The sequence below is a fragment of the Bradyrhizobium sp. genome (assembly GCF_017881085.1).
GTDB lineage: Bacteria > Pseudomonadota > Alphaproteobacteria > Rhizobiales > Xanthobacteraceae > Bradyrhizobium.
Genome location: NZ_JADGRI010000158.1, coordinates 1 through 11822 on the forward strand (window position 1 = coordinate 1; position 11822 = coordinate 11822).

Here is an 11822-nt window from a genome sequence, read left to right on the forward strand (position 1 = left end):
GCGGAGGATGCCGCGCGCGCTGAGGACGTCCGGCGAAATTCCTGTCCGCGAGGGAATAGTCCCCGAGGTGACGGGGTTCTTGATGCCGACCTTCCCGCGCGCTGGTTGCCTCGCCGGTCGAAGCCGGCATCCGTGCCGAAACGATAGCCGCGGCGCGGCCGTCAGAACGGAGACACCCGCCGCTTCGGGAGGCAGTTGGGCAGCTACCTCCGAAAGGCTTGCGATGGTCGCTATGTCACCCGCGCGCTCGATCTGCGCGAGCCGATCAACTCCCTCTCCGACGCATGAAACGAATGCCTCTTCGAGCAACTCTCCCGATCCGCTGAGGCTGAAAGAAACTCCAGCCGTCCCCTCCAGCGGTTGCGGTATTGTCTCGGCGCCGACGAAGCGCAGCCCGGGCGCCCATGGCGAGCGCAGCAAAAAAATTCGGCTTGCCAGGTGCGCGGCTTGAACAATCGTCGGGCCATATCGGTCGGATACTGCGCGCTGAAGCGCAAGGCCTTGCTGCGAAGTCAAATCGACTTCCAGGAACGCGGGTCGAGTTTGGCTCTCGGTCATCATGACACCAAGCATACACGATGGCTGACGCCATCATAAGACCTGCCGGCCCGGCCCTGGTTCCCTCAAAGTTTAGCGATCGGACGCCCGCGCCGGCAGCCGGCCACGGCCACAGGATCCTGCCTTGCCCTTCTTGGCAGGCGACGATCACACCTTGATCATCCGCTTGCCGCGGTTCTCGCCGGCCAACAGTCCGATCAGCGCTTTCGGCGTGTTCTCGAGGCCGTCGATGATGTCTTCCTGGACCTTCAATTTCCCGGAAGCGACCCAGGACTGCAGGTCCTTCAACGCCACGTCGCGCTGATCCATGTAATCCATCACGATGAAGCCCTGCATGATCAGGCGCTTCACCACGATGAGGCCGGGCACGCCGCGCGGCCCGTGCGCGGACGGCACGCCGTCATATTGCGAGATCGCGCCGCAGCAGGCAATGCGGCCGCGGTTGTTCATCTGCGCGAGGCAGGCTTCGAGAATGTCGCCGCCGACATTGTCGAAATAGACGTCGATGCCGCTTGGCGCGGCCGCCTTGAGCGCTTTGAACACCGCGCCGTCCTTGTAATCGACCGCGGCGTCGAAACCGAGTTCGCTCGTCAGCCAGTGGCACTTGTCCTTGCCGCCGGCGATGCCGATGACGCGGCAGCCCTTGATCTTCGCGATCTGCCCTACGATCGATCCGACCGAGCCGGCGGCGGCCGAGACCACCACGGTCTCGCCGGCCTTCGGCTTGCCGATGTCGAGCAGCCCGAAATAGGCGGTCAGCCCGGCAATGCCGTAGACGCTCAACAGATGCGTCATCGGCTCGAGCTTGGGCATCCTGGACAGATGTTTTGCCGGCACAACCGCGTAATCCTGCCAGCCGGTGTCGCCGAACACGATATCGCCGGGAGCAAGTCCCGGTGCCCTCGACGAAACGACCTCGGCGATGCCGCCGCCGGCCATCACGGTGTTGGCCTCGACCGCCGCGCGATAGGTCGCGCCGTGCATCCAGGCGCGGTTGGCGGCATCCAGCGAAATATAGCGCACCCGCAACAAGGCCTCGCCGTCCTTCGGCTCCGGGATCGGCGCCTCCGCCATCTTGAAATGCTCCGGCCCAAGTTTGCCGGACGGTTTTTCCACCAGCAGGACCTGACGATTGATCGTGTCGCTCATGGCATTCCCTCCCCAACGTGGCCGTTCTTGATGCAGCGGCCGCGCATGAAACGCGCAACTGCACAGATTGTGCACTGCGCAGATGACCGCGCACGTTCATCCCATATCGGGAACCGCGTGGCAAACGCGCCGGGAGGTTGAAGCGTGTTGCGCCGCTGCCGAAATCTGCCAAACTCGGCACCGCCGGAACTTTTGGGGGTCGCTGAATATGTCCAACAGGTTTACGCAGTACATCCTGATCGCGATGGCGCTCGGCATCGTGATGGGGGCGCTGGTCTTCAACTATCTTCCCGACATCCGGGCGGATATCGCAGCGGACGTCAACCTGATCGCGATGCTGTTCCTGCGCCTGATCAAGATGATCATCGCGCCGCTGGTGTTCGCGACCCTGGTGGGCGGCATCGCCCATATGGGAAGCGGCGCCAAGCTGGGACGGATCTTTGCAAAAACCATGGGCTGGTTCGTCAGCGCCTCATTCGTCTCGCTGCTGCTCGGCCTCGTGATGGTCAATCTGCTGCAGCCCGGCGCCAATTTCCCGGGCACGCTGCCGGACAAGGCGCAATCGACGGGATTGCCGGTGTCGGCGTTCTCGATCGAGAAATTCCTGACCCACCTGATTCCGACCTCGATCGCGGACGCGATGGCGCAGAACGAGATACTGCAGATCGTGGTGTTCGCGGTGTTCTTCTCGGTCGCGCTCGGCGCCATGCCGGAGCGCTCCAAGCAGATCCTCTCGGTGATCGACGACCTCGGCCATATCATGCTGAAGGTGACGAGCTATGTCATGCTGTTTGCGCCGATCGCGGTGTGGGCGGCCATCACGGCAACGGTGGCGAAAAACGGTCTGCTGGTGTTGTGGAAGCTCGTCGTCTTCATGGGCGGCTTCTATCTGTCGCTGATGATCCTGTGGGGCATCCTCGTCGTCGTCGGCTTCGTCGCCATCGGACCACGATACGGCCATTTGCTGCGGCTGATCCGTGAACCCCTGATGATCGCGTTCTCGACCGCGAGTTCGGAGGCCGCCTATCCCAAGACGCTCGAAGGGCTCAACCGCTTCGGCGCGTCGTCGCGGATCTCGAGCTTCGTGCTGCCGCTCGGCTATTCCTTCAATCTCGACGGCACCATGATGTACTGCACCTTTGCCTCGATCTTCATCGCGCAGACCTATCACATCGAAATGTCGCTCGGCACCCAGTTTGCGATGCTCGCGACTCTGATGATCACCTCAAAGGGCGTCGCCGGCGTCCCCCGCGCATCGCTGGTCGTGATCGCCTCGACCTTGGGCCAGTTCGGCATTCCCGAGGCGGGGCTGTTGATGATCATGGGTATCGACACCTTCCTCGACATGGGACGCAGCGCCACCAATGTGATCGGCAATTCGCTCGCCACTGCGGTGGTGGCAAAGTGGGAGGGCGAACTCGCCCCCGAGCATGCGCTTGGTCCCGACGACGTGGTGCCGCCCGACATGATCCCCGGCGAAATTCCCGCGATGGCCGGTCATTGACGGGAGCGATTCATGCGCCAAGCCATCGGGCGGACGATCGGGGCCTGCGGCCTGTTGCTCGCGGCATGCGCGCTGACCACGGCCGTCGACGCGCAGACCGGCGGCGAAGGGCTGAGCCCGACGCTTGCCAACATCAAGAAGGCGCATGTGGTGCGTCTCGGCTATCGCGAGGCTTCGCCGCCGTTCTCGTTCCTCGATCAGGCCAACCGGCCGATCGGCTACAGCCTGGAGCTCTGCGAGGCCATCGTCGACGAAATCGGAGTCGAGATCGACGACGCCAATCTTAGAATCGAATACGTCAAGGTCACCTCGGACGATCGCATTCCGGCGGTGGTGCAGAACAAGATCGATCTTGAATGCGGATCGACCACGGCCAACGCCGAGCGCGCCAGGCAGGTGGCGTTCTCGCCGCTGATGTTCGTGGCCGGCACCAAGCTGATGGTGCCGAAGGCCTCCGGCATCTCGGCGGCGGCGGACCTGAAGGGCAAGACCGTTGTCGTGACCAAGGGCACCACCAACGAGCAGGCGATGCACGCCGTCGACAAGAAGCTCGCGCTCGGTCTCAACATCATCGCCTCGCCCGACCACGAACAGTCCTACCAGATGCTGGTCGACGGCAAGGCCGATGCGTTCGCGACCGACGACATCCTGCTCTACGGCCTGATCGCCCGCCACAAGGCGCAGGACAAGTTCCGCGTCACCGGCGATTATCTCTCCTACGACCCCTACGGCATCATGTTCCGCAAGAGCGAACCGCAACTGGCGGCTGTGGTGGAGCGCACCTTCCGCAAGCTCGGCTCGAACCGCGACCTCATTCCGCTTTACAACAAATGGTTCATGGCGCGGCTGCCGACCGGCGAGAAACTCAACGTCGAGATCTCGCCGCAGCTCGAGGAAGCCTTCAAGGTGCTCAACGACACCGAGGGAACGAGCAATTAGTTTTCACGCGTCGTCCCGGCGAACGCCGAGACCCATACGCCGTGGCCTGTCGATTTTGGGAAGTGGTAGTTGCTACCGCCCGCCCCAAGCCGCATCGGCGGCTGGGTCCCGGCTCAAGGCCGGACACGATTAATCAAACACCTTGTCCAGCGCGGCACTGTAGGCCGCGTACACCAGATCGGGGTGCTGCCTGCCCAGCGCTTCCATCATCACCCCCGAATTGATCTCGAGGATTTTGAAGGCGCCGTCGACCTGAACGACGTCGACCGATCCGAATCGTATCCCGATCGCCTTCGCCGCCTGCACGGCGATTTCAACGCAGGCTTTCCTGACTTCACCCTGCGCCAGGAGTTCCGGTTCTGCGCCTGAATCGAGGTTATGCCGCCAGTTCAGGACGCGCCGCTGGCCCGCGGGCACGATCGCGTCGAGCGCGGCCCGATCGAGATCGCCGAGCATGCCCGGCAAGACCGTCGATCGCTGTCCAGCGGGCGTCGCCGCGAGCGCCAGTTCCAGCAGCGAGCGTCTGCCGTCGCCGGTGACCGCCGGACGGTTCTTGCTGTAAACGACCATTGGTTGGTGATCGAGCAAGACCACGCGGAATTCGTTTTCGATTTCCACGTAAGGCGAAATCGAAAGACCGAGGCTTGAAGAAAAGATCCTGTGCACGGCAAGCTCAAGGTCGGGCTCGGTCGACGCCTTGAAAACGGAATCGCCGCTGGTGCCCTCGTTGGGCTTGACGACGACGCCGGCAGGATTTTCCCGCAGCAGCGCCAGCATCGCTTCCCATGAGCGCTGCGGCGGAGTGTACTCGTTCATCTTCGGGCTCAGGAACAACGAGTGTGCGACGCAGGCGACGCCGCACGTCTGCAGCACTTCCGCGGTGGCGGCCTTGTCGTTCGCGATTCGGTGCGCCACCGCGCTGTTCAATCCGAGATCGTACCCGAAGGCGAGATGCCGGCTCGCGCCGCGCCGCATGATGATGAGCCAGCCCTGGGACCTGATTTCGATCCCGATGCCGTGGGCGGCGCAATATTTCCTGACGGCATCCACGAATATTCGCTGGCTGTTAAGCATCACAAGACCGTTCCGTTGCCGCAAGGGCGGATGGGGCTGTTGGGCCGAAGCCATATCTTAGCAATTTATTGCCCGTGCGACGCCGGTTTCAGCAAGTTAATTGCGCGCGGCCTTGCCGCACGATCAGGATATTTTGCGCCTCTCTTGCAAAACAAAGCCAGTCGCTTTTGGCTCTTCAGTTGCGCGCCGGCGCCGGTTGACTATCTCCGATATTGGCGTAGGTAAAACGCCAAATCCTCAATCGCTGCAGGGGTTTTTAGCCTCTTTCGGGGCCAAACAACTCGTTCGTTCTGCATCGGGCCAATCGGAAAAACCAAAACACATGAGCGCATTCCATCGAGAGAAAGTTCTTTCCGTCCACCACTGGACCGATACGCTTTTCAGCTTCCGGGCCACCCGCAATTCCGCCTTTCGATTCCTCAACGGACAGTTCGCCATGATCGGGCTGGAAGTCGACGGCCGCCCGCTGCTGCGCGCCTACTCGATGGCGAGCGCCAATCACGAGGACGAGCTGGAATTTTTCTCGATCAAGGTCGCCGACGGGCCGCTGACTTCGCGGCTGCAGAAGATCAGGGAAGGCGACACCATCCTGGTTGGCCGCAAGGCGACCGGCACCTTGGTCGCCGACAACCTGATCCCGGGCAAGCGTCTCCTGCTGCTGTCGACCGGCACGGGGCTCGCGCCGTTCGCGAGCCTGATCAAGGATCCGGACGTGTATGACAAGTTCGAGAACATCGTGCTGGTGCACGGCTGCCGGCAGGTCTCCGAGCTCGCCTATGGCGAAGGGCTGGTTGCAACATTGCGCGACGACGAATTGTTCGGACCGCTCCTGGCCGAGAAGCTCGTGTATTATCCGACCGTCACCCGCGAACCGTTCCGCAATCGCGGCCGCATCACCGACCTCATCACGTCGGAACAGCTGTTCAATGATATCGGCCAGGAGGCGCTGGATATCGCCCATGACCGCATCATGATGTGCGGCAGCCCGGGCATGCTGGAAGAGTTGCGCCAGATGTTCGAGGCGCGCGGTTTTGCCGAAGGGTCTGGCAACGAGCCCGGCCATTTCGTGATCGAGAAGGCATTCGTCGAGCGCTGAGTTAAGTCGTAGCCTCTCTCGGCCGGCATTCCGGGGCATCGCGATAGCGATGAGCCCGGAATCCGTAACCACGATCGGAGTATGGATTCCGGGCCCGCGACAAAAGGCAACGCGCATCGATGAAATCGAGGCCCGCGGCTCCGACGTCGAACATGTCGTGTTGCTGCCATTATGCCCCAGGTGGGCTCGCCTTACGACTTCTCGCGCACGTCGGATGATATCGAGCGCGCCGTCCGGTCGACCGATGCGTGGCTGGCGCAGAACGGCCTGGAGAAGCGCGGCATTCCCCACAAGATGCGCCCGCATAGTCATTGAGGCATCCGATCCCGGGACTCCCATCTCGGCCCTCGTCCTGGGGAGCGGCGTCTTCGCCGCGTCTCGAAGGATGAGGCCTCATGGTTGGAGACGGCGCTGGCGCGCCTCCTCACCATGAGGGTCTAACAGTTCGAATGGGCAAGCCCACGCTGCACTGCAAAAAGCGCGTCCGTCGCGGGATGGATTGATCGGGGCCTCGCGGATTCGCTAGCCTGACGGCCGTCATATCCACGACCTCTGCTTCAGATATTGTTTACAGCATTGTTCCAATAGTTGGATTAGGGTGCGGCCGAAAAGAATAACACGGCAGGATCTGCCCGAGGGGTGCCATGGAAACGCTGCTGCTTCCGTTCTCGCCACGCTTCATTGTGCTGACGATCTGCGCCGTCGTCACGGGGCTGCTTCTGGGCCTCGGGATCGTCGACCGCAAGGTGTTCGATCTGGTGCTGATACCGATCCTGATCTTCGGCGGCCTGACCGCGCTCGGCATTCGCGATCTCATGCAGAAGAGCCACGCCGTCCTGCGCAACTATCCGATCTCGGCGCATCTGCGCTTCCTGTTGGAAGAGATCAGGCCGGAGATGCGGCAGTATTTCTTCGAGAGCGAGAAGGACGGCATGCCGTTTTCCCGCGACACCCGCGCGGTGATCTATCAGCGCGCCAAGATGGTGCTCGACAAGCGGCCGTTCGGCACCCAGGAAGACGTCTATCGCGAGGGCTATGAATGGATCCACCATTCGGTGGCGCCGAAGGCACATGCCGCGGAAAAGTTTCGCATCACCATCGGCGGCCCGGATTGCGCCAAACCGTATTCGGCATCGGTCTTCAATATTTCGGCGATGAGTTTTGGCGCGCTCAGCCCCAACGCGGTGCGCGCGCTCAATGCCGGCGCGAAGAAAGGCGACTTCGCGCATGACACCGGCGAGGGCGGCGTCAGTCCCTACCATCGCGAAAACGGCGGCGACATCATCTGGGAAATCGGCTCCGGCTATTTCGGCTGCCGCAACCGCGACGGCTCGTTCAATCCGGAGGAATTCGCCCGCATCGCGTCTGAAGACCAGATCAAGATGGTCGAGCTCAAGGTCAGCCAGGGCGCCAAGCCGGGCCACGGCGGCGTGCTGCCGGCGGCGAAGGTCTCGGAGGAGATTTCCAAGATCAGGGGCGTGGCGATGGGCGAGGACTGCATCTCACCGGCCTATCACCGGGCGTTTTCGACGCCGCTGGAAATGATGGCCTTCATCGGCGACATGCGGCGGCTTTCCGGCGGCAAGCCCGCCGGCTTCAAGCTGTGCATCGGCCATCCCTGGGAATTCCTGGCGATCTGCAAGGCGATGATCCAGACCGGGATCTATCCCGACTTCATCGTGGTCGACGGCAATGAAGGCGGCACCGGCGCGGCGCCGCTGGAATTCATGGACCATATGGGCATGCCGATGCGCGAGGGCGTCAATTTCGTCCATAACGCGCTGGTCGGCATCAATGCCCGCGACCGCATCAAGATCGGCGCCGCCGGCAAGATCGCGACCGCCTTCGACATGGCGCGCGCAATGGCGATCGGCGCCGACTGGTGCAATTCGGCGCGCGGGTTCATGTTTGCGCTCGGCTGCATCCAGTCGCTGTCCTGCCATACCGATCGCTGCCCGACCGGGGTGACCACGCAGGACCCGACGCGCAACCGCGCGCTGGTGGTGCCGCACAAGATCGAGCGGGTCTACAATTATCACCACGCCACGCTGCATGCGTTGGCCGAGTTGCTCGCCGCCGCCGGGCTCGAACATCCGCAACAATTACGGCCGATCCATTTCTCGCAGCGGACCTCGACCACCGAGGTGCGGTCGTTCGCAACACTTTATCCGACGCTGCGTCCGGGCGAGTTGATCGACGGCACCAGCGATTCCCGCTACCGCGAAGCCTGGGCCATGGCGCGCGCGGATTCGTTCCAGCCGGCCTCATAGCCGTCATTCCGGGGCGCGCGGCAGCGCGAACCCGGAATCCAGAAGTCGTTGGGCCAGATTCTCTGATGTGCAATTGCACACCAGAGTTCGACGCGGAGCCTGTCATCGGGCCGCGCATGCGCGGACCCGTTGGCGTCGCCCCGGAATGACGGGCAGATTGGCTCAATGCGGATTTTCCAGGCTGAACGACTCGGTCTGCTCATCATAGGCGAACAGCTCGGCGTAACGGCCCCATGACACGATGGTCTTCAGTGTCTCGTCGGCATAATCCTCCGACATGTAGTCTTCGAGTTCGTTGCGGAAGCGCGCGGCGGGGGCGGCGTGGGAGGGCCGTTCGTCGAGCACCCGGCGGATCAGGCCCATCACCGGGACATAGCTGACAAGGTGTTCGGCGAACAATTTCTTGCGCGCGTCGGTTTCCAGATGCGCAAAGCGCTTTCCGGCGTCCGTCAGCATCAGGTCGCCTTCGCTCAATTGTGCGAATCGCAGCAGTTGCAGGGCTTCGCCGAGATGGAAGATCTCGTCGGCCTCGAGCTGCAAATGGCCCGCCAGCACCGGCAAGTCGGCATGCCCGTTATACGGAGGCCCCGCCAGCGTCTCGATCAGGCCGGACAGCACGTTGGAGGAGACGTGGTTGAGCACCATGCCGACGCCGGCGCCTGCAATGCCTTCCACTGACGGCAGTTTCGGCTCGGGCCGCTGGGTCATGCGCGCATAGATGCTGTCGACCAGCTGGCGGAATACCGGATCGAGACGGTTGCGCGGGTGCGGCAGGTCGACCTTGATCTCGGCGGCGACGCGGCCGGGATTGGAGGAAAACACCAGGATGCGGTCGCACATCAACACCGCTTCTTCGATGTTGTGAGTCACCATCAGCACCGACTTGATCGGCAGCCGGCCTTCGATCCAGAGATCGACCAGATCGGTGCGCAGCGTCTCCGCGGTCAGCACATCGAGCGCCGAGAACGGCTCGTCCATCAGCAACAGGTCCGGATGCACCACCAGCGCGCGGGCAAATCCGACGCGCTGGCGCATGCCGCCGGACAATTCCTTCGGATAGGCGGATTCGAATCCGTCGAGACCGATCAGGTCGATCGCGGCGAGCGCGCGCGTACGGCGTTCGGCGCTGTCGATCCCGAGCGCCTCCAGTCCCAGTTCGACGTTCTGCAGCACCGTCAGCCAGGGAAACAGCGCGAAGGACTGGAACACCATGGCGACGCCGTTCGGCGGCCCGACGATGGTCTCGCCGCGGCATTTGGCGTCGCCCGAGGACGGCGTGATCAGGCCGGCGATGATGCGCAGCAGCGTCGATTTGCCGGAGCCGGAGCGCCCGAGCAGGCCGACGATCTCGCCCGACTTGATGGTCAGGTCGACTTTCTCGAGCACCAGCAATTCCTCGCCGCTGCCCTTCGGAAACGACCGGCAGACGCCGTGGATATCGATCAGGCTGGCGGGCTTGGTTTGGTCGAGCATGGTTTTCTCCGGTCAGCCGAGGCGAAGACGGCGCTCGGCGAAGGCATAAAGCGGCCTCCACAAGAGCCTGTTGAACAGCGTCACCAGGATGCACATCACGGCGATGCCGAGCACAACCCTGGGGAAGTCACCGGCTTCGGTCGCGCTTGCTATATAGGCGCCGAGACCGGTGGCCGTCAGATGGGTGTCGCCCCAGCTCGCCACTTCCGCGACGATGGATGCGTTCCACGATCCGCCCGAGGCGGTGATGGCGCCGGTGATATAATAGGGGAAAATGCCGGGCAGGATGACCTTGACCCACCAGCGCCATCCCTTGAGGTGGAAAGAGCCGGCCGCTTCACGAAGGTCGCTCGGAAAGGCGCTCGCGCCCGCGATCACGTTGAACAGGATGTACCATTGCGTGCCCAGGATCATCAGCGGGCTGAGCCAGATATTCGGGTTCAGGCCGTAGCGGACGATGATCACCACGAACACGGGGAAGGCGAGGTTGGCCGGGAACGCCGCCAGGAACTGCGCCAGCGGCTGGATCCGTTCGGCGAGCTTGGGCCGCAACCCGATCCAGACCCCGACCGGCACCCATATCAGGGTCGCGAGCGCAATCAGCACAATGACGCGCAGGAGCGTCAGGAAGCCGTATCCGACGGCGCTGAGAACGTCCGACGGGCTCAGGCTCGCCGAGAGATATTGATAGGCCCGCCAGGCCGCATAGGTCGTGCTTGCGACGATCAGAGCGAGCCAAGCCGCGTCGACCACGCGCGAGGGCGGGCCGTGCCTCACGGATCCCCGCAGGGCGGCGGGCAGCGTGATATGCAGGTTGGAGACCGCCTTGTTCAGCGCCGCGAACGGATAGGTCAGAGCGCGCAGCGCGCGGGTGCGGCGGAACAAATCGAGCATCCAGGATGACGGTGCTGCGACCGATGCGATCTGCTCGAAGCGGAATTTGTCGGCCCACGCCACCACGGGGCGGAACAGCAATTGGTCGTAGGCGATGATCACCAGCAGCATGGTCAGGATGGCATAGCCGATCGCGGGCAGGTTCTGTTTCTGGATGCCGAGCGCGACGTAGGAGCCGATGCCGGGCAGGGTGACGGTGGTGTTGCCGACCGTGATCGCTTCCGAGGCCACCACGAAGAACCAGCCGCCCGACATCGACATCATCGTATTCCAGATCAGGCCGGGCATCGCGAACGGAACGTCAAGCCTCCAGAAGCGCTGCCATCCAGAGAGGTGAAAGCTCTGTGTGGCTTCCTCCAGATCCTTCGGCACGTTGCGCATCGACTGGTACATGCTGAAGGTCATGTTCCAGGCCTGGCTGGTAAAGATCGCGAACACGCAGGCGAGTTCGGCCCCGAGCACGCGACCGGGAAACAAATTCAGAAAGAACACGACGGTGAAGGTCAGGAAGCCGAGGATCGGCACCGACTGCAGGATGTCGAGCAGTGGAATCAGCACCATCTCGGCGCGCCGGCTCTTGGCCGCCAGCGCCGCATAGATGAAGGTGAATACAATCGAGCAGACGATCGCCAGCAGCATCCGCAGCGTGGTTCGCAGCGCATAGACCGGCAGATTGGCGGGATCTAGCGAGACCGGGGCGACGTCAAGCGCCGACAGCGGTAGCGCGGTCTGCTCGCCGCCATAGACGATCAGCACCATGGCGCCGATCACCAGGATCAGCGCCACCAGGTCCCAGATGTTGGGCCGCAGCGCTTGCCCCAGGGTTGGCGCGCGCATGTCTTGTAGGGCCATCAGAGCCGCCTTG

General features: G+C 63.0%; 10 protein-coding genes. 5 read left to right on the top strand and 5 right to left on the bottom strand.

The genetic code is table 11. From position 1 onward, the window contains the following. Together QZ213_RS15970 and QZ213_RS15975 are read right to left on the bottom strand one after the other, a co-directional pair. Positions 1-561 (bottom strand): hypothetical protein (locus QZ213_RS15970; RefSeq protein ID WP_291687055.1); only part of this gene is annotated, 561 nt, incomplete at its 3' end. Between the two features lie 144 nt (positions 562-705). After that, positions 706-1707, bottom strand: a complete 1002-nt coding sequence (locus tag QZ213_RS15975) for an NADP-dependent oxidoreductase (RefSeq protein ID WP_291687056.1) — start codon at positions 1705-1707, stop codon at positions 706-708. A gap of 208 nt (positions 1708-1915) precedes the next feature. Here QZ213_RS15975 and QZ213_RS15980 point away from each other — a divergent pair, with 208 nt between their 5' ends. Next, positions 1916-3211 carry a dicarboxylate/amino acid:cation symporter gene (locus QZ213_RS15980; protein WP_291687057.1) on the top strand — a complete coding sequence of 432 codons (1296 nt, stop codon included), beginning with the start codon at positions 1916-1918 and terminating at the stop codon, positions 3209-3211. A gap of 12 nt (positions 3212-3223) precedes the next feature. Next, positions 3224-4150: an amino acid ABC transporter substrate-binding protein gene (locus QZ213_RS15985; protein WP_291687058.1), complete on the top strand. Its 927-nt coding sequence runs from the start codon at positions 3224-3226 to the stop codon at positions 4148-4150. Positions 4151-4279: 129 nt separating this feature from the next. Here QZ213_RS15985 and QZ213_RS15990 read toward each other — a convergent pair whose 3' ends face one another. Beyond that, positions 4280-5224: a RimK-like protein gene (locus QZ213_RS15990; RefSeq protein ID WP_291687059.1), complete on the bottom strand. Its 945-nt coding sequence runs from the start codon at positions 5222-5224 to the stop codon at positions 4280-4282. A 322-nt stretch (positions 5225-5546) separates the two neighbouring features. Here QZ213_RS15990 and QZ213_RS15995 point away from each other — a divergent pair, with 322 nt between their 5' ends. The 3 genes from QZ213_RS15995 to QZ213_RS16005 all read left to right on the top strand — a co-directional run bounded on the left by QZ213_RS15995 (position 5547) and on the right by QZ213_RS16005 (position 8590). Then, entirely contained in the window at positions 5547-6320 is a 774-nt protein-coding gene (locus tag QZ213_RS15995) for a ferredoxin--NADP reductase (RefSeq protein ID WP_291687060.1), read from the top strand. 171 nt (positions 6321-6491) lie between these two features. Beyond that, positions 6492-6635, top strand: a complete 144-nt coding sequence (locus QZ213_RS16000) for a hypothetical protein (RefSeq protein WP_291687061.1) — start codon at positions 6492-6494, stop codon at positions 6633-6635. A 329-nt stretch (positions 6636-6964) separates the two neighbouring features. Further along, complete coding sequence (locus QZ213_RS16005) at positions 6965-8590, top strand: FMN-binding glutamate synthase family protein (RefSeq protein ID WP_291687062.1); 1626 nt, start codon at positions 6965-6967, stop codon at positions 8588-8590. A 162-nt stretch (positions 8591-8752) separates the two neighbouring features. Here QZ213_RS16005 and QZ213_RS16010 read toward each other — a convergent pair whose 3' ends face one another. Together QZ213_RS16010 and QZ213_RS16015 are read right to left on the bottom strand one after the other, a co-directional pair. Continuing rightward, positions 8753-10063, bottom strand: a complete 1311-nt coding sequence (locus QZ213_RS16010) for a nitrate/sulfonate/bicarbonate ABC transporter ATP-binding protein (protein WP_291687063.1) — start codon at positions 10061-10063, stop codon at positions 8753-8755. A gap of 12 nt (positions 10064-10075) precedes the next feature. After that, entirely contained in the window at positions 10076-11809 is a 1734-nt protein-coding gene (locus QZ213_RS16015; RefSeq protein WP_291687064.1) for an ABC transporter permease subunit, read from the bottom strand. Positions 11810-11822 lie beyond the last annotated feature (13 nt).

Bases quoted from the DNA above. Each gene is read 5' to 3' on its own strand.
- QZ213_RS16015 (WP_291687064.1), bottom strand. From the start codon at position 11,809: ATGGCCCTACAAGACATGCGCGCGCCAACCCTGGGGCAAGCGCTGCGG.
- QZ213_RS15995 (WP_291687060.1), top strand. From the start codon at position 5,547: ATGAGCGCATTCCATCGAGAGAAAGTTCTTTCCGTCCACCACTGGACC.
- QZ213_RS16000 (WP_291687061.1), top strand. From the start codon at position 6,492: ATGCCCCAGGTGGGCTCGCCTTACGACTTCTCGCGCACGTCGGATGAT.
- QZ213_RS16010 (WP_291687063.1), bottom strand. From the start codon at position 10,063: ATGCTCGACCAAACCAAGCCCGCCAGCCTGATCGATATCCACGGCGTC.
- QZ213_RS15990 (WP_291687059.1), bottom strand. From the start codon at position 5,224: ATGCTTAACAGCCAGCGAATATTCGTGGATGCCGTCAGGAAATATTGC.
- QZ213_RS16005 (WP_291687062.1), top strand. From the start codon at position 6,965: ATGGAAACGCTGCTGCTTCCGTTCTCGCCACGCTTCATTGTGCTGACG.
- QZ213_RS15975 (WP_291687056.1), bottom strand. From the start codon at position 1,707: ATGAGCGACACGATCAATCGTCAGGTCCTGCTGGTGGAAAAACCGTCC.
- QZ213_RS15980 (WP_291687057.1), top strand. From the start codon at position 1,916: ATGTCCAACAGGTTTACGCAGTACATCCTGATCGCGATGGCGCTCGGC.
- QZ213_RS15985 (WP_291687058.1), top strand. From the start codon at position 3,224: ATGCGCCAAGCCATCGGGCGGACGATCGGGGCCTGCGGCCTGTTGCTC.